This window comes from Rathayibacter sp. VKM Ac-2856 (genome assembly GCF_013205055.1).
Classification (GTDB): Bacteria; Actinomycetota; Actinomycetes; order Actinomycetales; family Microbacteriaceae; genus Rathayibacter.
Window position 1 is genome coordinate 261,964 of the sequence record NZ_JABMLF010000002.1, and the last position, 21,854, is coordinate 283,817.

Genomic DNA, 21,854 nt, shown 5'->3' on the forward strand with positions numbered 1-21,854 from the left:
GACTCGGGTGGCGGAGGGGGTCGGGAGGTCGGGGGGCGGGGCGGGCGGGCAGCGGGTCAGGGGTGGGCGGCGACGAAGGCGCGGCGCTCGGCTCGGCGGGTGGCCTGGCGGACCGGGTCGGCGACGGGGGCGGCCAGGAAGAGGCGCTGGGTGTAGGCGTGCTCGGGGCGGGAGGTGACCTGGTCGCCGTCGCCCCACTCGACGATCTCGCCGTGGTACATCACGGCGACGCGGTGCGAGAGGTGCCGCACGACGGCGAGGTCGTGCGAGACGAAGAGGTACGCGACTCCGGTGCGCTCCTGGATCTCGGTGAAGAGGTCGAGGACGCGCGCCTGGGTGGAGAGGTCCAGCGCCGAGACGGGCTCGTCGCAGACGATCAGCCGCGGCTCGAGGGCGAGCGCCCGGGCGATCGCGATCCGCTGGCGCTGGCCGCCCGAGAACTCGCGCGGCAGGCGGTCGGCCGCGGACTGCGGCAGCCCCACCTGGTCGAGCAGCTCGCGCACCCGCGCCGAGGCGACCTTCGCGTCGACCTTCCGCACGGTGAGCGGCTCGACCAGGATCTGCTCGATCGTCAGCGACGGGTTGAGCGAGGTGTACGGGTCCTGGAAGACGACCTGGATCTCGGAGGAGAGCCCGCGGCGCTGCCGGCGGTCGAGGTGCGCGATGTCGCGCCCGTTGTAGAGGATCTCGCCGCCGGTGACCGGGGCGAGCCCCAGCACCGCGCGGCCGAGGGTGGTCTTGCCCGAGCCGGACTCGCCGACCAGGCCGACCGTCTCGCCGGGGCGGATGTCGAGCGAGACGCCCTTCAGCGCCTGGAACGGCTTCGCGCGGAAGCCCTTGCCCGGGTACTCGACGACGACGTTCTTGACGTCCAGCAGCAGCTCGGACGGTGCGGCGGGTGCGGCGCTCATCGGCTCGACTCCTTCACGGCGGTGGTGGCGACGAGCGGTCCGCGGGCGGGCCCCTCCTCGAGGATCGCGTCGAACAGGGCGCGGGTGTACGGGTGACGGGGGTCGGCGAAGATCGAGCGCACGGGCCCGGTCTCGACGATCCGGCCGTCGCGCATGACCGAGACGCGGTCGCACAGGTCGGCGACGACGCCGAAGTTGTGCGTGACGAGGATCATGCCCATGTTCAGCTCCGACTGCAGCTCGCGCAGCAGGTCGAGCACCTCGGCCTGCACCGTGACGTCGAGCGCGGTGGTCGGCTCGTCGGCGATCAGCAGGTCGGGGTCGCAGGAGACGGCGCCGGCGATCAGCACGCGCTGCGCCATGCCGCCGGAGACCTCGTGCGGGTAGGCGTCGAAGGTGCGCTGCGGGTTCGGGATGCCGACCCGGGCGAGCAGGCCGAGCGCCCGCTCCGTCGCCGCGGCCTTGGAGAGGCCGAGGCAGAGGCGGATCGGCTGCACCAGCTGGGTGCCGATGGTGAAGGAGGGGTCGAGGTTCGACATCGGCTCCTGCGGGATGTACGCGATGCGCTTGCCGCGGAGCTTCGTCATCTCCTTCTCGGAGAGGTGCGCGAGATCCTGGCCGTCGAAGACGATCGAGCCGCCGGTGATCCGGCCGCCCTCGGGCAGCAGGCGCAGCACCGACCAGGCGGTCTGCGTCTTGCCGGAGCCGGACTCGCCGATCAGGCCGTGGATCTCGCCGCGGCGGACCGCGAGCGACACGTCGTGCACCACGGTCTTGACCGAGCCGTCGCCCTGGCCGTAGCCGACCGACAGGTTCGTGACGCGGAGGATCTCCTCCGCAGCCTTCGCCCCTGCCTCCTCCTCGTGCACCACGGTCTTCGGCGCCGCGGCGTCCTCGTCGAGCATCGTCCGGATGCCGATCGTGGAGAGGCTGGTCGGCACCGTCGCGGGCGCCGAGGCGGCCTTGCGCTTCTTCGAGCGCTTGGCCCCGGAGGCGCTGCGCTCGAGCTCGTCGCGCATCGCATTGCCCAGCAGGGTCAGCGCGATGGAGGTGAGGGCGATCGCGAGGCTCGGCCAGAGCATCAGGATCGGCGCGTTGAACACGTTCGAGAAGCCGTCGTTGAGCATCGAGCCCCAGGTGGGGATCGACAGGTCGCCGAGGCCGAGGAACTCCAGTCCCGCCTGGATCGCGATCGCGATGCCGGCGACGAGCGAGGCCTGGATGATGACGGGGGCGCGGACGACGGTGAGGATGTGCCGCGCGATGATCCGGCCGTTGCCGAGGCCCGAGACCCGCGCCGCGTCGACGAAGAGCTCGCCGCGCACCGCGGTGACGGAGGCGTAGACCAGCCGGTGGAAGGCGGGCGAGAGCAGCACGCCGAAGATGGCCATTGAGAGCCACATCGACGGGCCGATGACGGCGCGGGCCGCCAGCAGGACGACGAAGCCGGGCAGCGCCATCACGAGGCCCGAGGTCCAGGCCGAGACCGAGTCGAACCAGCCGCCGAAGTAGCCGGCCAGCAGTCCGCTCGTGACGCCGATGACGACGGCGACGGCCAGCGCGACCAGGGCGCCGGCGAGGCTGAACTGCGTGCCGAAGAGCAGGCGCGAGAGGACGTCGCGGCCGGCACTGTCGGCGCCGAGCAGGTGCGCGGCGCCGGGCTCGGCGAGCACGTCCTGCAGCGAGGCGCGGTTGGGGTCGGCCGGGGCGAGCAGCGGCGCGAAGATCCCGGCGAGGACGACGATCGCGAGGAAGACGAGCGAGACGAGCCCGACCGGGTTGTGCAGCAGGCGGCGGAAGAGGTGCGTGCGGGCGGCGCGCTCCTCCACTCCGACCGACGGGGTGCTGGCGGGCAGCGGAGTCGTGGCGGTCATGAGAGTCGCACCTTCGGGTTGAGCCAGCCCTGGAGCAGGTCGATGAGCAGGTTGACGATGACGACGATGATCGCGGTGACGAGCACGAGGCCCATCACCAGCGGGATGTCGCCCTGGGTGGTCGCGGTGACCGCGACCTGGCCGAGACCGGGGATCGCGAAGATCTGCTCGACGATGACGGCGCCGCCGAGCAGGCCGATGAACTGCACGGCGAGGACGGCGAGGGCCGGCCCGCCGGCGTTGCGCAGCACGTGCTGGAAGATCACGCGGGAGGCGGGGAGGCCGCGCGAGCGCAGGGTCCGCACGTAGTCCTGGCGGAGCGCGTCGATCACGGAGCCGCGGACCTGCTGGGCGACACCGGCGATGCCGCCGATGGCGAGGGCGATGATCGGCAGGGTGACCGTGGCGATCCAGCCGGAGAACGAGTCGGTGAGGTTCACGTAGCCGGTCGGCTTGAACCAGCGGAGGTTGATCGCGAAGACGGTGACGAGGCCCAGGGCGATCAGGAAGCCGGGGATCGCGAAGCCGAGGATCGAGACCAGCTGCACCAGCTTGTCGGCCCAGCCGCGGCGGACCGCGGCCCAGACGCCGAGCACGACCGCGACGATCGCGGAGATGATCGTGGCGCCGATGACCAGGGAGAGCGTGACGGTGACGCGGGTGGAGATGGCGGTGGTGACCGCCTGCCCGGTGAACCAGGAGCTGCCGAGGTCGCCGGTCACGGCGTGGCCGAGCCAGCCGAGGTACTGCGTCCAGATCGGCTGGTCGAGGCCGAGCTGCGAGGCGCGCTGGGCCACCGCCTCCGGGGTCGCGTTCTGCCCGAGGATGCGGCGGGCGATGTCGCCGCCGCCGAGATAGAGGAGTGCGTACGCGACGACGGAGATCAGCACCACGAGGATGATCCCCGAGACGACGCGTCGCAGGATGAACCTGGTCATCAGTGGTCCTTCGAACGGAGGAGGGCGCGGGCTGGATCAGCGGATCGGTGACGCGCGAGGAGAGGGGGCGGGGCCGGCGTCGAAGCCGACCCCGCCGAACCGGCTCAGGCCGGGGTGCCGATCACGCGGGGGTGATGTTCCAGAGGTACGGGTAGGCGTTGCCCGTCTGGGTCTCGACCTTGGTGTTCGCGTCGGTGACGAAGCTCGACTGCTGGCGGTACCAGGGGGCGAACCAGGCGTTCTCCACCGTGTAGGCGTTGACGGCCTGGACGGCGGCGGCGTAGCCGGACTCGTCCGCGGTGCGGACGGCCTCGATCAGCGTCTCGAGCTCGGGGTCGGCGTTCTTGAACGGGTTGAAGATCGCGTTGGGGCTGAGCTCGAAGTTGATCAGCGCCCAGTCGGGGTCCTGCTGCAGCGTGAGCCAGGTCGCGGCGTACTTCGGCGCGAGCACGTCGGCGATGAAGTTGTTGCCGGCGTCGGTGTAGCTGACGGTGATGCCGACCTCGGAGAGCTGCTGCTGGATCAGCGTGAAGGTCGAGGAGCCGACGAGCGAGCTCGAGGGCATGTTCAGCTCGAAGCCGTCCGGGTAGCCGGCCTCGGCGAGGAGCTCCTTGGCCTTCTCGGGGTCGTAGGGGTAGTCGTCGTCGAGCGACTCGTCGTAGCCCTCGGAGGAGGTCGGGAAGATCTGCGTGGTCGGGGTGCCGTAGCCCTGGCCGATGGCCGTCAGCAGCGACTCCTTGTCGAACGCGTAGTTGATGGCCTGGCGGACGCGGACGTCCTTCAGGGCCGGCGCGATGGTGCCGTCACGGTCGAGCAGGAGCAGGCCGGTCCAGTTGAGCTCGAAGGCGTTGACGGTGAAGCCCGACGCCTCGATCTCCTTGAGGTCGTTGTTGTCGACCGTGTTGGCCGCGTTGACCTGGCCGCCCTTGATCGCGTTCACCAGGGCGGTGGAGTCGCTGTAGACGTTGATGGTCAGGTTGTCGTAGTGGACCGAGTCCTCGTCCCAGTAGCCGTCGCGCTTGGTGAAGGCGTAGGAGGTGCCGATGACGGTCTTGGCCGCGTCGAGCTCGTAGGGGCCGGAGCCGACGGGCACGGTCTGGATGTCGGCGGACTCGAAGGCGGAGGGCGCCTCGACGAGACCGGCGTTCTGGGTCAGGTAGAAGAGGAACGTCGGGTTGGCCTGCGTGAGGGTCACCGTGACGGTCTGAGCGTCGGTGGCGACCGCGTCGGCGAGGTCGGCCATCTTGTTGGTGTCGGGCGAGTTGCCGTCGCGGAAGCGGATCAGGTTCTGCGCGACCGCCGCGGCGTCCAGCGGCGAGCCGTCGGAGAAGGTGACGCCGTCGCGGATCGTCAGGGTGAGGACCGTGCTGTCCTCGTTGTAGCTCCACTCGGAGGCGAGGCCCTCGGCGATCGTGCCGTCCGGCTCGGCGCGCAGCACCGTGTCGTAGACGGCCTGCATGTAGGGCGACTCGTTGGCCCAGTACGAGTCCGCCGCGGCGAACGTCGACAGGGTCTGGATCGCGCCCAGCGTGAGCGTGTCGCTCGAGCCGCCGGAGGCGCCACCGCCGGAGTCGGCCGCGCAGCTGGTCAGGCCGACCATCGTGGTGACGGCGATCGCAGCGGCCGCCAGCCTCTTCCATCGGAACATCTTCGGTCTCCAGGTTCTCCCGGTTCTCCCATGAACCGGTGCCGAGGAAGCTAACACGAAAAACAGACGGCCCCTAGGTTTTCATCAGAAAAACTTCGGCCCGTTAGGTTTTCGTGATTCTCGTGACCGTTCACATCCCTGCCGTGTCTCCGATCTGCCCTCTGACGGGGATCTCTTCGAAAGCCGATACCGCGCCAGGTTTTTGACTAAGAAACCTCGAAGGGTTAGGTTTCTCGCACTGGAGGCTCCGAGCCCCCTCGCAACGATGCGCCAGGAGGCACTTCATGGCACTCCCCACCTCTCCCCCGCGGCGACCGCGCGGGCAGTACGCCAAGACGGCCGCCCGGCGCGCCGAGATCGTGGCCGCGGGCCTGGAGGTCTTCTCCGCGAGCGGCTACCACGCCGCGTCGCTCCGCGAGATCGCCGAGAAGGTCGGCCTCAGCCAGGCCGGCGTGCTGCACCACTTCGCCAACAAGTGGGAGCTGCTCTCCGCGGTGCTGACCCTCCGCGACGACCACTCGATCATCCGCGTGCCCAGCGGCGACGAGATCCCCGGGATCGACACGATCCGGGCGCTGATCGACCTGGTCGCCTACAACACCGAGATCCCCGGACTCGTCGAGCTGCAGTGCGTGCTCTCAGCGGAGGCGACCCACGCCGACCACCCCGCGCACGAGTACTTCGCGAAGCGCTACCGCTTCGTCATCGACCTGTTCACCGGCGCGTTCGGCGACATGCTGACCCGCGGGCAGCTCGTGCCGGGAGTGGATCCGCGCAGCGCCGCGATCCGCACCGTCGCCACCATGGACGGACTGCAGGTGCAGTGGCTCCTGCAGCGCGACGCCCTCGACATGCAGACCGAGTTCCGGCGCACCGTGCAGACCCTGACCACCGTGGAGGTGTGACCGTGGGCTTCACCCGCGATTCGACCCTGGCCGCCGTCCTCGACCACGCGGAGGCGGGCGACGTCGTCCGCCGCTTCGTCCCGGGCGTCGTCAACTCGCCGCTGCTCGTGCAGCTGCGCTCCGCTCCGCTCGGCCTCGTCGTCGGGATGGATCCGCTGCTGAAGGCGGATCCGGAGCGCGAGGCCTCGTTCTGGGCGGCGCTCGACGCGGTCGACGACTCCGGAGCGGCGGCCCCGCGGGCCGAGCGGGCCGCCGTGGTGCCGCGGACGGACTACGAGGGCGAGGACGTTCCTGCCGCGTCCGCCGTGGTGCGACCGGTCGCCGCGGGCACCGTGTGGTCGCCGGCCGAGGTCGTCGTGGACGGGCCGTCGCACGGGAACCCGTTCGTCGACGTCGAGTTCTCGGCGGAGTTCCGGCTGGGCGACGAGACGGTGCGGGCCGGCGGCTTCTACGACGGGGACGGCGTGTACCGGGTGCGCTTCCTGCCTCCTGCGGCCGGGGTCTGGACCGTGACGACCGCCTCCACCGCGCGCTCGCTCGACGGGCTCAGCGCCTCCGTCACCGTCGAGGCGGCCCTGCCCGGCGCGCACGGGCCGGTGCGGGTCGCCGACACCTTCCACTTCGCGCACGAGGACGGCACCCGCCACCTCCCGCTCGGCACCACCGCCTACGCCTGGACGCACCAGACCGAGGCGCTGCAGGAGGCGACCCTCGCGACGCTCGCGGACGCGCCGTTCACCAAGGTGCGGCACTGCGTCTTCCCGAAGGCGTACCTGTACAACACGAACGAGCCGGAGCTCTACCCGTTCGAGCGCGACGGCGACGGCTGGGACTTCGACCGACCGGTGCCCGCGTTCTTCCGCCGGCTGGAGGAGCGGGTCGCGGATCTCGACGCGCTCGGGATCCAGGCCGACGTGATCCTCTTCCACGCGTACGACCGCTGGGGCTTCTCCGACATGGGGCGCGCGGCGGACGACCTCGTGACGCGCTACGTCGTCCGGCGCCTGGCCGCCTCGCCGAACGTCTGGTGGTCGCTCGCCAACGAGTACGACCTGCTCTGGTCGAAGACGGTGGACGACTGGGAGCGTCTCGCCGCGCTCGTCGTCGCCGAGGATCCGGTCGGGCACCTGCTCTCGATCCACAACTGCTTCGGCTTCTACGACTACTCCCGCCCGTGGATCACCCACGCGAGCGTGCAGCGGATCGACGTGTACCGGACCGCCGAGAACACCGACGCCTGGCGCGAGCAGTGGGGCAAGCCGGTCGTGATCGACGAGTGCGCCTACGAGGGCGACATCGACCAGGGCTGGGGGAACATCACCGGCGAGGAGATGGTGCGGCGCTTCTGGGAGGGGGCGGTCCGCGGCGGCTACGTCGGCCACGGCGAGACGCACCTCAACGACCGCGAGGAGCTCTGGTGGTCCAAGGGCGGCGAGCTCGTCGGCGAGAGCCCGGCGCGCATCGCCTTCCTCCGCCGGATCACCGCCGAGATGCCGGACGGGCGGATCGACCCGCTGCCCTCGGACTGGGACGCGCCCTGGGGCGGCGGCGGCGGGGTGCAGCTCGTCTACTTCGGCTTCAACCGGCCGAGCTTCCGGCAGATCGTGCGCGACCCGTCGGTGTCGTGGATCGTCGATGTGATCGACACCTGGGGGATGACCGTCTCGCGGGTGCCGGGGGTGTTCTCGGGGTCGTTCCGGGTGGAGCTGCCGGCGCGGCAGTTCATGGCGGTGCGGCTGACGCGGGTGGCGTCGTGAGCTCGGGCGAGGGCGCGAGCGGGGGCGTGAGCGGGAGCGGGGTCGGCGGCGTGAGCGGGGTCGGCGGCGTGAGCGGGGTCGGCGGCGTGAGCGGGGTCGGCGGCGCGAGCGGGGTCGGCGGCGCGAGCGGGGTCGGCGGCGCGAGCGGGGTCGGCGGCGCGAGCGCCGTGCCGCCGCGGGTGCGGGTGATCTCGGACAACGACTACTCCGGCGACCCGGACGGACTCGTGCAGCTGGCGCAGCACGCGCTGTCGCCGTCGGTCGAGCTCGCGCTCGTCGTCGGCTCGCGGCTGCGGCCGGGCGACCCGTTCGACGCCTCGGACCGCACGGCGGACAACGCGGCCGCGGCGGCGCGGGAGGTGCTCGCGCTGTGCGGGCGGCCGGACGTGCCGGTGGTCGCTGGGGCGAACGCGGCGGACGGTTCCGGCGCTTCCGGGGCTTCCGCGGCGGCGCGCGCGATCGTGGCGGAGGCGCTGCGGGACGACCCGCGTCCGCTGTACCTCTGCGCCGGCGCGGGGCTCTCCGAGGTGGCGGCGGCGCTCCGCCTGGAGCCGTCGATCGCGTCGCGGATGACGCTGGTCTGGATCGGCGGACCCGAGCACCCGGGCCTTGCCGTCCCTCCGCCCGGCGCGATGCCGATCGAGTACAACCTGCTGATCGACGTGCCCGCCGCCGCGGAGGTGTTCGCCTCGGCGCTGCCGATCGAGCAGTTCCCGCGCGACGCGTACCGGCAGCCGCTCGCCTCCGTCGCCGAACTGCGCGTGCGGATGCGCACCGCCGGCCCTCTCGGCCGGCACCTTTTCGACGCCCTCGACGGCGTCTTCCGGATGGGCGCCGCGCACGGCCTGAGCCTCGGCGAGACCTACGCCCTCGGCGACAGCCCGCTCGTCCTCGCGACCGCGCTGCTCTCCGCCTTCGAGCCCGACGCCTCCTCGAGCCGTACCGCGCGCGTCCCCCGCCCGTCGATCACCGCCGACGGCCAGTACGGCCCGCGCACCGGCGACGGCCCGGACCTGCGGGTCTTCACGCACGTCGACACGCGCCTCCTCCTCGAGGACCTCTACGCGAAGCTGGCGCTGCGCGCCCTCGACGCCTGACGGCGCCCGCCCGCGCGCAAACGGACGCGCACGAACCTCCATGCCCGAGTGGACGCGTTCGGGGCTCTACTCCCCGAGTGGACGCATTCCGGGCTCCACTCCCCGAGTGGACGCGCACGGGGCTCCGCTGACCGAGTAGACGCGTCCCGGGGCCTGCACCCGCTCCAGAGCCCGCTTCGCGTCCACTCGGGAAGGGCCGCCGTCCTCCACTGGACGCATCCCGGGGCCTGCGCCGCAGGCAGGCCCCGCTTCGCGTCCACTCGCGAATCCCCTGCGGCTCGGGGGGGGGGCAAGAGGACGCCGCGGGGCGACGGCGCGCTCCGCGCGGGTGAGCAGAAATCGCGCGACCTCGTGCTGGTCGAGCAGCCGCGCCCCCATGCTGGTCGAGTAGCCGCGCAGCGGCGTATCGAGACCCACCGTCGCCAGGGCCGCAGCCCTGCACCCCACGTCCCTGCGATGGTGGATCTCGATACGCCCTCTCCGAGGGCTACTCGATCAGCATGGATTGCTGACGCCCCGGCTAGAGGAACACGAGCCCCGCCGACCTCGCAGCGAGCGCGCGCACGCCGGACTCGCGGCAGCGCCCCCACGCCGGCCGCGCGGCAGCACCCCCACGCCGCCCGCACGGCAGCACCCCCACGCCGACCGCACGGCCGCGCCCATGCTGGTCGCGCGGCAGCGCCCATGCTGGTCGAGTAGCCCGCAGGGCGTATCGAGACCCACGTGTCCGATCTCCACCCGCACCTCTCGCCCTGCATCCGTCGCGTGGTTCGGCACTTTCTGCGGGTCTGAGCCCGCCGAAGCAGCGGAAAGTGGCGAACGGCGGCGGCCGGCCCGCGCGATCCGGCGCGGAGGGTCGTCCTCGGGTGGGGAGGGCGACCGCTGGTGACGGATCGCGCGCGGGTCAGTGCTGGGGGTCGCCGCCGAGCTGGCCGATGGGGGGCAGCGGGCCGCCGTCGTCGGCGCCGGTGCGGCGCCAGCGGGCGACGGCGTTGCCGAGGTGGTAGATCACGAGGGCCGCGGCCGCGCCGAGGACGATGCCGCCGAGCTCGAAGCCGCCGGAGCTGAAGGAGAAGCCGGCGATCGCGATGACGAGGGAGACGGCGGCCGTGTACTGGTTGACCGGGCGGGAGAAGTCGACGCGGTTGTCGATCCAGATCTTGATGCCGATCACGCCGATGAGGCCGTAGAGCGCGGTGGTCGCGCCGCCGAGGACGCCCGCGGGGATCGAGTTGAAGACCGCGCCGACCTTGGGCGAGAGGCTGAGCAGCACGGCCGTGACTCCGGCGACCCAGTAGGCGGCGGTGGAGTAGACGCGGGTCGCGGCCATCACGCCGATGTTCTCGCCGTAGGTGGTGGTGCCGGAGCCGCCGAACGCGCCGGAGACGGTGGTCGCGATGCCGTCGGCGATGAGCGCGCGGCCGGTGTGCTGGTTGACCGAGGAGTCGGTCATCGTCGCGACGCCGCGCACGTGGCCGACGTTCTCGGCGATGAGCACGAGCACGACGGGGAGGAACATCGCGATGCCGGACCAGGTGGATCCGGAGGCGAAGTCGGGGAAGGTGAACGGCGGCAGGCCGACCCAGGCGGCGTCGGCGACGGCGGAGTAGTCGATCTCCTGGCGGATCAGGGCGACGACGTAGCCGATCACGACGCCGACGAAGATCGAGACGCGGCCGAGGAAGCCGCGGAAGAAGACGCTGCCCAGGATGATCGCGGCGAGCGTGACGGTCGCGGTGACCGGCGCCTGCTGGAAGCTCGACCAGGCGGTCGGGGCGAGGTTGAAGCCGATCAGCGCCACGATCGCGCCGGAGACGACCGGGGGCATCAGGCGGTCGATCCAGCCGAGGCCGGCGAACTGCACCACGAACCCGACGAGCGCGAGGAGGACGCCGACGGCCACGACTCCGGCGAGCGCCGATCCCGTGCCGCCGACCGCCGTCGCCGCGGTGACCGGGGCGATGAAGGCGAAGCTCGAGCCGAGGTAGCTGGGCAGCTTGTTGCGGGTGATCAGGAGGAACAGCAGCGTGCCGACACCCGAGAAGAGCAGGGTCGTCGCGACGGGGAAGCCGGTGAGGACGGGGACGAGGAAGGTCGCGCCGAACATCGCGACGACGTGCTGGATGCCGATCGCGACGGTCGCGGGCCAGTTGAGCCGCTCGGCGGGGCCGACGACGGCTCCGGGCGCGACGGTGCGGCCGTCGCCGTGCAGGGACCAGATGGGCATGGGGCTCCTCGGGCGGAAGGGGATGGGGGCGCTCCAGAGTAGCGAGGCGGCGGGGTCGCGGCGGAGGGGCAGTGCGGGGCGGATCTCCGGCAGGCGGAAACGGCTCCGGCACGCGGAGAACGGGCAGAACCGCGAGCCGGAGGCGGAATCACGAGCCGGAGATGCGCGGCGGACGGCAGGACGGACCTCCGGCACGCGAGAACGACTCCGGCACGCGGAAAACGGGCAGAACCACGAGCCGGAGGCGGAATCACGAGCCGGAGATGCGCGGCGCACGGCAGGACGGACCTCCGGCACGCGAGAACGACTCCGGCACGCGGAAAGCGGGCAGAACCACGAGCCGGAGGCGGAATCACGAGCCGGGGATGCGCGGCGCACGGCAGGACGGACCTCCGGCACGTGAGAACGACTTCGGCACGCGGGAAACGGGCAGAACCACGAGCCGGAGGCGGAATCACGAGCCGGAGGTGGGCCGGGCCGACGCGGGCGGAGCAGGGGCGAAGCAGGGACGCAGCAGGGAGCGCGTCGGCGCGCCGGTGAAAGAACGGCGGGGGTGCCGGACAGGAGGGAGCATGAGGCACATGCCAGCTCCCCTCGCGGGTCCCGACCGCTTCGCCGCGCTCGCCGGCGCGGTCGCCGACCCGGTCCGCCGCTATCTGTGGCGCCGCACCGACCAGGCCACCGCCGACGACGTGCTCGCCGCCACCCTCGCCGTGCTCTGGCGCCGCGTCGACGACGTGCCGGAGGACGACCCGATCGCGTGGTCGATCGGCGTCGCCAGGCTGCAGCTGCAGAACGCGCGGCGGATGCAGCGGCGCCAGGTTCTGCTCACCCAGCGGATCGCCGTCGTCGATCCGCCGCAGGAGGTGCACGGCGCGGACGGGCCCTCGGCCACCGACGATGCCGTGCGCTTCGTGCTCTCGCGGCTGCGCGAGTCCGACGCCGAGCTGCTGCGGCTGTGGTCGTGGGAGGAGCTCGACGCGCGGCAGATCGGCGAGGTCCTCGGGATCACGCCGAACGCGGCGTCGATCCGGCTGCACCGCGCGCGCCTGCGCTTCGCGGAGCTGTACGAGAGCCGCACCCAGGACCCGACGACATCAGAGGACCCGACGACAGCAGAAGGAGGAGCACGATGACCGCGATCGAGGACTCGGAGCTGCGCCGCCTGGTGCGCTCGACCGACCCGGCGGAGGGGCTGGCCCCGCTCACCCGCGAGGAGCTCGCCGCCCACCGGGAGCGCGCGATCGGCGAGCGCGGCGCGATCGGCGAGCGAGGCACGGGCGAGCCCGGCACCGGTGAGCCCGAACCGAGCGCCCCGCGCCGCCGCCGCTCGCCCTGGCTGATCGTCGGGGTCGGCGCGCTCGCGGTCGGCGCGGCCGCGTCGCTCCTGCTGCCGTTCGCGCTGGGGGTCACCACGGGCGGCTCCGCCTCCGCGCTGCGACTGCCCGCGACCGGCGGACCGATGGACATGTGCGCGCAGGTCACCGCCGAGGCGCTCGCTCCGGCCCAGCTCGCCTTCCGCGCCGAGGTCGCCTCGATCGACGACGGCACCGTCACCCTGCGCGTCCTCGACCGCTTCGCCGGCGACGTCGGCGACACCGTCGCGGTGACCCAGGCGGAGGAGTCCGTCGTCGACGGCGCCCCGATCGTCTTCGAGCGCGGCGTCGACTACCTCATCGCGGCCGACGGCGACACGATCCTCACCTGCGGGCTGAGCGCGACCGACTCCCCCGAGCTGACGAGCCTCTACCGGGAGGCGTTCGCCAGCCGGTAAGCGCAGCGCTCAGCGGGCGCGGTGCTCACCGGGCACGGTGCTCACCGGGCACGGTGCTCACCGGGCACGGTGCTCACCGGGCACCCGGCTCCCCAGGGCCCCCGCGCTCACAGGAGCAGCCCGAGCACCCACCCGAGCAGCAGCGGTCCGAGCGCGACGGCGAGCACTCCGAGCCCGAGCACGAACCCGGCGAGACTCGCGCGGGAGCCGCGGAGCCCGTCGTCGGCGCGCAGCCGGCCGCGGGCTCCGAGTGCGAGCACGATCGCCGCGACCGCGAGCGCCGTGGCGAGGAGCGGCACCCCCACCATCAGTGCGCCGAGCACCGCGACGCCCAGGCTCGCGAGCGCCCGCCCGTCGACGGTGCGGGGAGTCGTGCGCGCCTGCTCGCTCATCCTCCGAGCCTCGCACACAGCCCCGGGCCCTGCCGAGGAAGGCCGAACGAGCGAGCCCGCACCCCGGCCGCCGCCGGCCCGCACCGGACCGTTCCGTATCCGCGCCCCGCCGCCGGCCCGCTCCTCGCCGTTTCGCACCCGCACCACCGCGCCCCGCCCCACCACGCCACTCCCCCTCCTCGCGCACCCGATGGCACGCGCCGACCCCCCGTGGCAAGGGGCTCGGCAAGGAGCAGGAGCACGACGGACAGTAAGGAGGACCCACGATCCTTCCGGAGGCAATGGTGTACTTCCACGTTCAACGACTCATCAACGACATCGAGCAGGACGAGCCGGATCCGGCCGCCGCGAACGCGCTGCAGGAGGGCCTGGGCGGGCAGTTCGGCGAGATGCGCACGATGATGCAGTACCTCTTCCAGGCGATGAACTTCCGCGGCGCCGACGCGAAGCCCTACCGCGACCTGATCCAGGGCATCGGCACCGAGGAGATCGGCCACGTCGAGCTCATCGGCACGACCATCTCGCGACTTCTCGACGGCTCGCCGCGCTACCAGGGCAAGCCGACCGACCCGCTGGACACCCCGGGTGCCGGCGGCGCGACTCCGCTCAACATCGCCCTCGACACGGGCAACATCCACCACTACCTCGTCGGAGCGCAGGGCGCCCTGCCCGTCGACTCGGTCGGCAACCCGTGGAGCGGCAGCTACGTCTACAACTCGGGCAACCTCGTGCTCGACCTGCTCTACAACCTCATGCTCGAGTCCACCGGGCGCCTGCAGAAGTGCCGCATCTACGAGATGACGCAGAACAAGACCGCGCGCTCGACGATCGCCTACCTGATCGTCCGCGACCAGGCGCACGAGAACGGCTACGCGAAGGCGCTGGAGACCCTCGGCATCGACTGGAGGAAGACCCTGCCGATCCCGAAGACGAACGCCGAGAAGTTCCCCGAGGTGAAGAAGCTGGTCGACCTCGGTCTGCAGAGCAAGCAGTTCACCTTCGATCTCGAGGGCGCGTCCGAAGCAGGCAAGATCTTCCGCGGCGCCTCCCCCTCGAACGACGGCACCGACCTCTCGGCGAACGAGCAGGCCCCCGAGGGCGTGCCGTCGACGATCGCGCCGGAGCGCTTCGAGGAGTTCTCGCCGGGGCTGGACCCGGAGCTGCTGAAGCTCATCCAGACCACCGCCGAGATGGAGCTGGACGAGATCACCTCGTTCTACGGCCCCACCGCGAAGTAGCACGACCCCTCCTGTCCCGCGCGGTCCTCGCCGCGCGGGACGGGTCCGTCACCAGGAGACACGACCATGCCGACGTTCCGGCTCCTCGAACCGCGCCGCAGCACGGGCGTCCCGCTCCGCGAGCTGGCGGATGTCCTCGCGCCGGGCGACGGTGCGCTGAGCGGAGACGCCGACGACCTGATCCGCAGCGTGACCCTCGCCCACCGCGAGATCTCCCCCGGCGCGCTCTTCGCCGCCCTGCCCGGCCGACGCCGCCACGGAGCCGACTTCGCCGACGACGCCGCCGCGGCCGGAGCGGTCGCCGTCCTCACCGACGAGGCCGGACTCGCGAGCGCCCGGGCCAGCGGCCTCCCGGTGCTGCTGTCACCCGATCCGCGAGCCGCCCTCGGCCGGATCGCCGCCCGCGTCTACGGGACCGACCGCGACCGCCCCCAGCTCCTCGGCGTGACCGGCACCAACGGCAAGACCAGCACCGTCCACCTCCTCGATGCGGTGCTGCGCGCCCTCGACGTCCCGGCCGGCCTCAGCTCGACCGCGGACCGCCGCAGCCGCGAGGACGTCGTCGCCAGCCGGCTGACCTCGCCCGAGGCGCCCGAGCTGCACGCGCTCCTCGCCCGCATGCGCGAGGACGGCGTCCGCTCCGCCGCCATCGAGGTCAGCGCGCAGGCCCTCGTCCGCGCGCGCGTCGACGGACTCGTCTTCGACGTCGCCGGCTTCACCAACCTCAGCCACGACCACCTCGACGACTTCGGCGACCTCGGCTCCTACCTGCGGGCGAAGCAGCGGCTCTTCCGCCCCGACCGGAGCCGCCGCGGCGTCGTCGTGGTCGACACTCCGGAGGGCCGGACGGTCGCCGCGGAGGCGGAGGTGCCGGTCGTCACGGTCGGCGCCACCGCCGAGGCCGACTGGCGGGTCGACGTCCTCTCGCTCAGCGCCGACGCGACCCGCTTCCGCCTGCACGCCCCCGACGGCTGGGCGACGACCACCTCCGTCCCGCTGATCGGGCGGCACATGGCCTCGAACGCGGCCCTGGCTCTCGTGATGCTGATCGAGGCGGGCCACGACCGCGACGCGATCGGCCGCGCGGTGGCCGACGGGATCGACGTCGCCGTCCCGGGCCGCACGCTGCTCGTCTCGGGCGACGCCGGGCCGCGCCTCTACGTCGACTTCTCGCACACCCCCGACTCCGTCGCCCGCACCGTCGACGCCCTCCGCGAGGTCACCCCGGGCCGCGTGCTGGTGATCCTCGGCGCGGACGGCGACCGCGACCCCAGCAAGCGCGGGCTGATGGGCCGCGCCGCCGCCGAGCGCGCCGACCTGCTGATCGTCACCGACCACCACCCGCGCTTCGAGGACCCGGCGCGGATCCGCCGCGCGCTCCTCGACGGGGCCCGCGACGGCCGCTGCGAGGTGCAGGAGATCGCCGAGCCCGCGCTGGCCGTGCGCGCCGCCGTCGGCCGCGCCGGTGCGGACGACTCGATCCTCTGGGTCGGCCCGGGCGACACCGACTACCGCGTGGTTCTCGATCAGGACCTGCCGTACTCGCCGCGGGCCGACGCGGCGCTCGCCCTCGCGGAGGCGGGCTGGGGCGTCTGAGCCGCCGGCCCGCGCGGGGCCGTGCTTGACTGGGCGCCGACCAGCGGAGGAGGCGGGCGTGTTCTCCTCCCTCCCCGTGCGCCGGGTGCAGAAGCACCCCTCCGCCGCCCGATCCGTCGTCTGGCCGGCGACCCTGCCGCCGGTGCGCCAGGTGCTCGACGAGGGCTGGGACCTCGGCGCCGTCTCGGTGATCACCGGCGAGAACGGCTCCGGCAAGTCCACCCTGCTCGAGGCGATCGCCCTGGCCTACGGGCTGAACGCCGAGGGCGGCTCGACCGGGGCGATGCACTCGACCCGCGTCTCCGAGTCGGACCTCTCCCAGCAGCTGCAGCTCGTCCGCGGGGCGGGCGCCTCCAAGCGCGGCTTCTTCCTCCGCGCCGAGACGATGCACGGCTTCTTCACCTACCTCGAGGACGTGCGGATCGACGGTGGCTACCACGAGCGCTCCCACGGCGAGTCGTTCCTCGACATCGTCGTGAACCGCTCCCGGATCCGCGGGCTGTGGCTGCTCGACGAGCCGGAGTCGGCGCTGTCGGTCTCGGGCTGCCTCGCCCTGATCGGCCAGCTGCGCTCGCTCGTCGCGGGCGGCTCGCAGGTGATCCTCTCGACGCACTCGCCGGTGCTCGCGGCGCTGCCGGGCGCTGACCTCTACGAGCTCGGCGAGTGGGGCCTGCGGCGAGCGGAGTACGACGATCTGGACCTCGTGCGGACCTGGCGCGGATTCCTCGGCGACCCGCAGCGGTACCTGCGGCACCTGGACTGAGGATCGCGCCGCACAACATCAGCTGAGAAGGGTGGGCCTCCTCTGTGGGGGGACGGACCCCCTTCTCAGCTGATGTTGTGCGGCGATCACTCGCAGGCCGGCGCCGTCAGGCCGCCGAAGGAGAGGCTCTGGCCGGGGTGCGCGGGGCGGATCGACGTGCGCAGGTGCTCGAAGGCGGCCAGCGTCGTCCCGCCCGCGGCAGGCGGGGCCGCGCAGTCCAGCGACGACGAGACGAAGGAGTCGACGACGGGGCCGGAGCCGTCGGTCGCCTCCGCCGCGATCTCCGCGCCGATCGCGTAGCCGCTCCCCCGGTCGGCCAGCGCCGTCATCATGCCGAGCACGCGTGGCCAGACGACGGAGTCCCGGAGCGAGCGCGGGGCGGACTCCCCCGGCGACCCCGTCAGCGCGACGTTCAGCACGGGGCCGTTGAGGTGGATCGTCTCGTCCTGCACCCCCGCGAAGGCGCCGTCGATCTCGCGGGCGAGCCGGACGATCTCCTCCGCCGGGGGCTGCTCCTGCACCCGGATCGAGGCGGCGCCGCGCGTGCCGGACGCGCGCTGCTCGATCGTCCAGTCGAGGTCGCCCTCCGTGAGGGCGGAGCGCTGCGCGAGGAGCACGTCGAGCACGTCGAGCGCGGTCGCGGCACCCGCCGGGGCGAGGACCACCTCGAGGACGGGGAACCCCTCGACGGTCCGTGCCGACACGCTTCCGTCGATACCGCGGCGCAGGCCGTCCCAAGCCTCGACCGGGACGCGGCGATCCCGCGGATCCGCGATCGCGAGCACGTCGTCGCCGACCCGCAGCACCAGCTCGCTCGGGCCGCGGCGGGCGGGCGCGACGCCGAGCGCCGCATCGATCGCCTCGGACGCCGACGCCGCGAGCGCGACGAGGCGCTCCGCCGGGCAGTCCTCGCGGGCCGTGACGTCGACGTCGAAGGCCGCCGGCTGGTCGCGGACGAGGAGCCGTGCCGGGCGCCACTCGGCGGTCGCGGTCTCGACGCAGTCGTCCGCGGCGAGAGCCGACTCGAGCCCCTCCGCCGGCCCGGTCCCGGTCGCGACGACCGCGATCGCGATCAGCGCCGCCGCCGCCGCGAGCACCCGTCCCCGTCGTCCCATGCCGTTCCCCCCTCGCGCTCTTGCCGCTGTTCATCCGAGGTGACAGTATCGACATTCGATACGAACCGCACGACTTTCGATACGTCCGCCCGCACTCCGGCCGGACCCCGCGACCCAGGAGCCCCGCATGCCCCGACCCGTCCTCCTCGCGCTCCGCACCCTGCTGCTGGTGCTGCTGCTCGGCTGCGTGCTCGTGCAGCTCGCCGTCGGCCCGGTCGCCCGCGAGGCGCTCGACGGCGGCCCGGTCGACGCGGTGCTCGTCGCGGTGGTGGTCGTCGGGCTGCTCTGCGTCGAGGCCGTGCTGATCGCGGTGTGGCGGCTGCTCAGCCTGGTCCGCGACGACACGCTGTTCGCGGGCGACCACCGCTCCGACCTCTGGGTCGACCTCGCGATCGGCGCCTTCGTCTTCGGAGCGGTCCTGGCCGTGGTCGGCGCCGTCGCGTCGTTCGCCGCGGTGCCGGCGCCCCTGCCCGCCCTCGCCTTCGCGCTCGTCGCCGTCGCCAGCGCGACGACGGCGCTGATCGTCGTCGTGATGCGGCGCCTCCTGCACCTCGCGGTGGAGCAGCGCAGCGAGCTCGCCGAGGTCGTCTGATGGCGATCGTTCTGCACCTCGACGTCGAGCTCGCCAAGCGCAAGATGTCGGTGACCGACCTGGCCGCGGCGGTCGGCATCACCACCGCGAACATCTCGATCCTCAAGAACGGGCGCGCCAAGGCCGTGCGCTTCTCCACCCTCGACGCGATCTGCACCGTCCTGCGCTGCCAGCCCGGCGACATCCTCAGCCACGTGCCGGACGGCGAGGCCCGCCCCGGCGCTGAGGACGGCCCCGACGGGGAGGAGACCGGTGCCGAGCTCATCGGCGGCGTCCCCCGCTGACGCCCCCGCGCACCTCGACCGGAGGGTATTCGCGGCGGGCGCCTGGCAGCTCGTGGCCGTCGTCCTCCTCGGGGTGCTCGGGCCGATCGCTCCCCTCTACCGGGTCGCAGGGACGAGCTCGCAGGAGGCGCTGGGCTGGGGGACGATCGTGGTCGGCGACGTGGTGCCGACGCTGCTCGGCATCGAGCTGGTGCTCCTCGCCGGCGGTCCGATCTGCCTGATCGCCGGCTGCATCCTCCCCGGCATCCCGCGGGAGCCGTCGCGCGCCAGGACCGCACTCGGCGTCCTCAGCGCGCTCCTTCTGGTCGTCTGCGTGCCCTGCGCGGTCTTCTTCTCGCTCCTGTTCAGCACCAGCACCTACTCCGTCCTCCCGTCCGCGAGCGAGAAGGGCTGCCGCGTCGTGGTGCGCGAGTTCGGGTTCCTCCGCGCGGCGGGCGGCTCCCTCGGCCTGGTGCGGCCGGGATCGGTCGTCGCGGAGTGGCTCGAGGACTACTCGGCGACCGACGGCTACCAGCCCTTCCGCGCGGGCAGCTACGAGCTGCGGTGGAGCGGGGAGACCGCGCGGCTGCGCGTCGGACTGACCCCCGTCGACCCCGTCTCGCTGCAGAGCGACGGCCTGCTCGACTGCTCCCGCTGAGAGCGCTCCCTCGCACCCCCGCGAAGGGGGACGTCCCGCGCGCTCGATCGTCTCCGCGCCGAAACAGCCGTGCAACATGCGGCTCCGAGACTGGGGAGGTTCCAAGCCCCCTCCCACTCGATCCGAAGGTTGTCGCTTGTCCCCCTCCCCCTCGTTCCGGAGGGTCGTCCGACTCTCCGCCGCCACCGCCCTGTGCACCGGACTCGCACTCGGCACCGCCCTCGCCGCCCCCGCGGCGCTCGGCGCCACCACCCCCACCGCCGACCAGGCCGCCCCCGCCGTCGTCGACCTCAGCATCACCGACGCGCTCGCGCTCCTGCAGTCCGGTGCGACGACGTCCGTCGCCCTGACCCAGCAGTACCTCGACCGCATCGCCGCCTACGACGACCCCTACGGCGACCAGCCCGGTCTCGCCGCGGTCATCCTCGCCAACCCGGACGCGCTCGCCACCGCGGCCGAGCTCGACGCCGAGCGCGCGGCCGGGACCGTCCGCGGACCGCTGCACGGCATCCCGATCCTGGTCAAGGACAACTACGCCACGTTCGACATGCCCACCACCGCGGGCAGCGCCTCCCTGCACACGTACCAGACGAAGCTCGACTCGACGGCCGTGCAGCGCCTGCGCGACGCGGGCGCGATCATCCTCGCGAAGACCAACATGGCGGAGTTCGCCTGGCACGGCACCTACACGCTCAGCTCCGAGCGCGGCCGGACGAACAACCCCTACAACCAGGCGAACAGCGCCAGCGGCTCGAGCGGAGGCACCGGCGCGGCCGTCGCCGCCGGCTACGCCCCCGCGGGCCTCGGCACCGACACCTGCGGCTCCATCGTCGGACCGAGCGCGCACCAGAGCCTCGTCGGCTTCCGGCCGACCATGGGCCTGACCAGCGTCACCGGCATCGTGCCGCTGTCGCCGCGGCAGGACGTGTCGGGTCCGATGACGACGACCGTGACCGACGCGGCCCTGCTGATGGAGGTGCTGGCCGGCTACGACCCGACCGACCCGCTGACCGTCATCGCGGACGACCAGGACAGCTCGACCTACGTCGAGGGACTCAGCGACACCGCGCTCGAGGGCAAGCGCATCGGCTACGTGCGCTGGGACTACGAGGAGGACCCGGCCCGCCCGGGCCTCGCCGAGACCACCGGGCTCGTCGACCAGGCCGTCCTCGACCTGGCCGCGCAGGGCGCCGAGATCGTGCCGGTGCCGACCTTCACCCGCGAGTTCGTCTCGAACACGCTCGTGAGCGGCGGCTACCTCGACCTGCGCCCGGGCATCGACGCCTTCTTCGCCGACACCGAGGCGACCTGGCCCGAGGGCCTCGCCGCCCTCACCGAGCCGGCCGACGCGCTGACCTTCTCGGACGTCATGGCGGACGGGAAGACCTCGCTGCTGCCGGACGACGTCGCGTTCTTCGAGAGCAACGCGGACATCCCGAACCCCGCCTACGAGGCGGCGATCGCGGCCCAGGACGCGGGCAAGCTGGCGATGGACCAGTTCTTCCTCGACAACGACCTCGACGCCCTGGCGATGCCGACCAGCGCGACGGCGGCGACTCCCGACTGGGCGGGCACGACGTTCTGCGACGTCGGCGCGAACACCGGCGTCCCGACGGTCTCGCTGCCCGCGGGCTTCACCTCGACCGGGACCGCCGCCGGCCTCGAGCTGGCCGCCCCGCGCAGCCAGGACGCCGAGCTGCTCGCGATGTCCTACGACTACGAGCAGGCCACGATGCACCGCGTCGCGCCCGCCTCGACGCCGGAGCTCGTTGCGGAGTCGACTCCGGAGCCGACCGCCTCGCCGACGGCGCCTCCGGTGGAGCCGACCGCGGCGCCCACCGCCGTGCCGACCGCTGAGCCGACCGCCGCGCCGACCGCTGAGCCGACGGTGGCGCCGACCGCCGTGCCGACCGCGACGGCCGGGCCCGTCGCTCCGGCACCGACGGCGAAGCCGACCGCGAAGCCCGGTGCGGCGCTCGCGCACACGGGCGCCGAGGGGACGACGGGGCTCGCCGCGCTGGCCGTCGCGCTGATCGCCGGCGGCGCGGGTGCGCTCACGCTGACCGCGACGCGCAGGAGGACCGCGCAGAAGTAGGAACGACACCG

19 protein-coding genes are annotated in these 21,854 nt (G+C 72.9%); 12 read left to right on the top strand and 7 right to left on the bottom strand.

The genetic code is table 11. The annotated features are described in order from the left end of the window. Window positions 1–56 precede the first annotated feature (56 nt). The 4 genes from HQQ82_RS08280 to HQQ82_RS08295 form a co-directional block, all read right to left on the bottom strand. Window positions 57–911: a dipeptide/oligopeptide/nickel ABC transporter ATP-binding protein gene (locus HQQ82_RS08280; RefSeq protein ID WP_173232568.1), complete on the bottom strand. Its 855-nt coding sequence runs from the start codon at window positions 909–911 to the stop codon at window positions 57–59. Beyond that, on the bottom strand, window positions 908–2,785 hold the full coding sequence (locus tag HQQ82_RS08285) for a dipeptide/oligopeptide/nickel ABC transporter permease/ATP-binding protein (RefSeq protein ID WP_173232569.1): 1,878 nt from the start codon (window positions 2,783–2,785) through the stop codon (window positions 908–910). Before HQQ82_RS08285 ends, HQQ82_RS08280 begins: the two co-directional genes overlap by 4 nt. Beyond that, the gene (locus tag HQQ82_RS08290; RefSeq protein ID WP_173232570.1) at window positions 2,782–3,723 is read right to left on the bottom strand and encodes an ABC transporter permease; all 942 of its coding nucleotides are present in this window, start codon (window positions 3,721–3,723) and stop codon (window positions 2,782–2,784) included. The genes HQQ82_RS08285 and HQQ82_RS08290 overlap by 4 nt, the downstream gene beginning before the upstream one ends. 121 nt (window positions 3,724–3,844) lie before the next feature. After that, window positions 3,845–5,371, bottom strand: coding sequence for an ABC transporter substrate-binding protein (locus HQQ82_RS08295; protein ID WP_173232571.1), 1,527 nt, complete (start codon window positions 5,369–5,371; stop codon window positions 3,845–3,847). A 284-nt stretch (window positions 5,372–5,655) separates the two neighbouring features. Between HQQ82_RS08295 and HQQ82_RS08300 the strand changes: the two genes are divergently transcribed. The 3 genes from HQQ82_RS08300 to HQQ82_RS08310 are packed head-to-tail and all read left to right on the top strand — an operon-like array spanning window position 5,656 to window position 9,130. Further along, window positions 5,656–6,276, top strand: a complete 621-nt coding sequence (locus HQQ82_RS08300) for a TetR/AcrR family transcriptional regulator (protein WP_173232572.1) — start codon at window positions 5,656–5,658, stop codon at window positions 6,274–6,276. Between the two features lie 2 nt (window positions 6,277–6,278). Continuing rightward, window positions 6,279–8,033 (top strand): DUF5605 domain-containing protein, encoded by a 1,755-nt coding sequence (locus tag HQQ82_RS08305; RefSeq protein ID WP_173232573.1) that lies wholly within the window; start codon window positions 6,279–6,281, stop codon window positions 8,031–8,033. A 26-nt stretch (window positions 8,034–8,059) separates the two neighbouring features. Next, window positions 8,060–9,130, top strand: coding sequence for a nucleoside hydrolase (locus tag HQQ82_RS08310; protein WP_216848420.1), 1,071 nt, complete (start codon window positions 8,060–8,062; stop codon window positions 9,128–9,130). Window positions 9,131–10,034: 904 nt separating this feature from the next. Here HQQ82_RS08310 and HQQ82_RS08315 read toward each other — a convergent pair. Further along, window positions 10,035–11,357 (bottom strand): uracil-xanthine permease family protein, encoded by a 1,323-nt coding sequence (locus HQQ82_RS08315; protein ID WP_173232574.1) that lies wholly within the window; start codon window positions 11,355–11,357, stop codon window positions 10,035–10,037. A 581-nt stretch (window positions 11,358–11,938) separates the two neighbouring features. On the opposite strand from HQQ82_RS08315, the gene HQQ82_RS08320 reads away from it, so the two are divergent. Both HQQ82_RS08320 and HQQ82_RS08325 read left to right on the top strand, forming a co-directional pair. Beyond that, window positions 11,939–12,493 carry an RNA polymerase sigma factor gene (locus HQQ82_RS08320; protein WP_173232575.1) on the top strand — a complete coding sequence of 185 codons (555 nt, stop codon included), beginning with the start codon at window positions 11,939–11,941 and terminating at the stop codon, window positions 12,491–12,493. After that, on the top strand, window positions 12,490–13,131 hold the full coding sequence (locus HQQ82_RS08325; protein WP_173232576.1) for a hypothetical protein: 642 nt from the start codon (window positions 12,490–12,492) through the stop codon (window positions 13,129–13,131). Before HQQ82_RS08320 ends, HQQ82_RS08325 begins: the two co-directional genes overlap by 4 nt. A 107-nt stretch (window positions 13,132–13,238) precedes the next feature. Here HQQ82_RS08325 and HQQ82_RS08330 read toward each other — a convergent pair whose 3' ends face one another. After that, window positions 13,239–13,523 (bottom strand): hypothetical protein, encoded by a 285-nt coding sequence (locus tag HQQ82_RS08330; protein ID WP_173232577.1) that lies wholly within the window; start codon window positions 13,521–13,523, stop codon window positions 13,239–13,241. Window positions 13,524–13,807: 284 nt separating this feature from the next. Here HQQ82_RS08330 and HQQ82_RS08335 point away from each other — a divergent pair, with 284 nt between their 5' ends. The 3 genes from HQQ82_RS08335 (at window position 13,808) to HQQ82_RS08345 (ending at window position 17,120) form a co-directional block, all read left to right on the top strand. Continuing rightward, window positions 13,808–14,761 (top strand): manganese catalase family protein, encoded by a 954-nt coding sequence (locus HQQ82_RS08335; protein ID WP_173232970.1) that lies wholly within the window; start codon window positions 13,808–13,810, stop codon window positions 14,759–14,761. 66 nt (window positions 14,762–14,827) lie between these two features. Further along, window positions 14,828–16,357 (top strand): Mur ligase family protein, encoded by a 1,530-nt coding sequence (locus HQQ82_RS08340; RefSeq protein WP_173232578.1) that lies wholly within the window; start codon window positions 14,828–14,830, stop codon window positions 16,355–16,357. A gap of 58 nt (window positions 16,358–16,415) precedes the next feature. Continuing rightward, the gene (locus tag HQQ82_RS08345) at window positions 16,416–17,120 is read left to right on the top strand and encodes an AAA family ATPase (RefSeq protein WP_367947882.1); all 705 of its coding nucleotides are present in this window, start codon (window positions 16,416–16,418) and stop codon (window positions 17,118–17,120) included. A gap of 86 nt (window positions 17,121–17,206) precedes the next feature. On the opposite strand, the gene HQQ82_RS08350 is transcribed toward HQQ82_RS08345, so the two are convergent. Beyond that, window positions 17,207–18,235 carry a hypothetical protein gene (locus tag HQQ82_RS08350; RefSeq protein ID WP_173232579.1) on the bottom strand — a complete coding sequence of 343 codons (1,029 nt, stop codon included), beginning with the start codon at window positions 18,233–18,235 and terminating at the stop codon, window positions 17,207–17,209. Window positions 18,236–18,362: 127 nt separating this feature from the next. Between HQQ82_RS08350 and HQQ82_RS08355 the strand changes: the two genes are divergently transcribed. The 4 genes from HQQ82_RS08355 to HQQ82_RS08370 all read left to right on the top strand — a co-directional run bounded on the left by HQQ82_RS08355 (window position 18,363) and on the right by HQQ82_RS08370 (window position 21,843). Next, window positions 18,363–18,827 carry a DUF2975 domain-containing protein gene (locus HQQ82_RS08355; RefSeq protein ID WP_173232580.1) on the top strand — a complete coding sequence of 155 codons (465 nt, stop codon included), beginning with the start codon at window positions 18,363–18,365 and terminating at the stop codon, window positions 18,825–18,827. Beyond that, complete coding sequence (locus HQQ82_RS08360; protein WP_173232581.1) at window positions 18,827–19,111, top strand: helix-turn-helix transcriptional regulator; 285 nt, start codon at window positions 18,827–18,829, stop codon at window positions 19,109–19,111. The genes HQQ82_RS08355 and HQQ82_RS08360 overlap by 1 nt, the downstream gene beginning before the upstream one ends. Next, window positions 19,080–19,748, top strand: a complete 669-nt coding sequence (locus tag HQQ82_RS08365; RefSeq protein WP_173232582.1) for a hypothetical protein — start codon at window positions 19,080–19,082, stop codon at window positions 19,746–19,748. Before HQQ82_RS08360 ends, HQQ82_RS08365 begins: the two co-directional genes overlap by 32 nt. Before the next feature lie 136 nt (window positions 19,749–19,884). Continuing rightward, window positions 19,885–21,843, top strand: a complete 1,959-nt coding sequence (locus HQQ82_RS08370; RefSeq protein WP_254071347.1) for an amidase — start codon at window positions 19,885–19,887, stop codon at window positions 21,841–21,843. The last annotated feature ends 11 nt before the right edge of the window (window positions 21,844–21,854 follow it).

Excerpts from the sequence above, each read along its gene's own strand:
- HQQ82_RS08280 (WP_173232568.1), bottom strand. The coding sequence starts at position 911 with ATGAGCGCCGCACCCGCCGCACCGTCCGAGCTGCTGCTGGACGTCAAG.
- HQQ82_RS08285 (WP_173232569.1), bottom strand. The coding sequence starts at position 2,785 with ATGACCGCCACGACTCCGCTGCCCGCCAGCACCCCGTCGGTCGGAGTG.
- HQQ82_RS08290 (WP_173232570.1), bottom strand. The coding sequence starts at position 3,723 with ATGACCAGGTTCATCCTGCGACGCGTCGTCTCGGGGATCATCCTCGTG.
- HQQ82_RS08295 (WP_173232571.1), bottom strand. The coding sequence starts at position 5,371 with ATGTTCCGATGGAAGAGGCTGGCGGCCGCTGCGATCGCCGTCACCACG.
- HQQ82_RS08300 (WP_173232572.1), top strand. The coding sequence starts at position 5,656 with ATGGCACTCCCCACCTCTCCCCCGCGGCGACCGCGCGGGCAGTACGCC.
- HQQ82_RS08315 (WP_173232574.1), bottom strand. The coding sequence starts at position 11,357 with ATGCCCATCTGGTCCCTGCACGGCGACGGCCGCACCGTCGCGCCCGGA.
- HQQ82_RS08320 (WP_173232575.1), top strand. The coding sequence starts at position 11,939 with ATGCCAGCTCCCCTCGCGGGTCCCGACCGCTTCGCCGCGCTCGCCGGC.
- HQQ82_RS08325 (WP_173232576.1), top strand. The coding sequence starts at position 12,490 with ATGACCGCGATCGAGGACTCGGAGCTGCGCCGCCTGGTGCGCTCGACC.
- HQQ82_RS08330 (WP_173232577.1), bottom strand. The coding sequence starts at position 13,523 with ATGAGCGAGCAGGCGCGCACGACTCCCCGCACCGTCGACGGGCGGGCG.
- HQQ82_RS08340 (WP_173232578.1), top strand. The coding sequence starts at position 14,828 with ATGCCGACGTTCCGGCTCCTCGAACCGCGCCGCAGCACGGGCGTCCCG.
- HQQ82_RS08350 (WP_173232579.1), bottom strand. The coding sequence starts at position 18,235 with ATGGGACGACGGGGACGGGTGCTCGCGGCGGCGGCGGCGCTGATCGCG.
- HQQ82_RS08355 (WP_173232580.1), top strand. The coding sequence starts at position 18,363 with ATGCCCCGACCCGTCCTCCTCGCGCTCCGCACCCTGCTGCTGGTGCTG.
- HQQ82_RS08360 (WP_173232581.1), top strand. The coding sequence starts at position 18,827 with ATGGCGATCGTTCTGCACCTCGACGTCGAGCTCGCCAAGCGCAAGATG.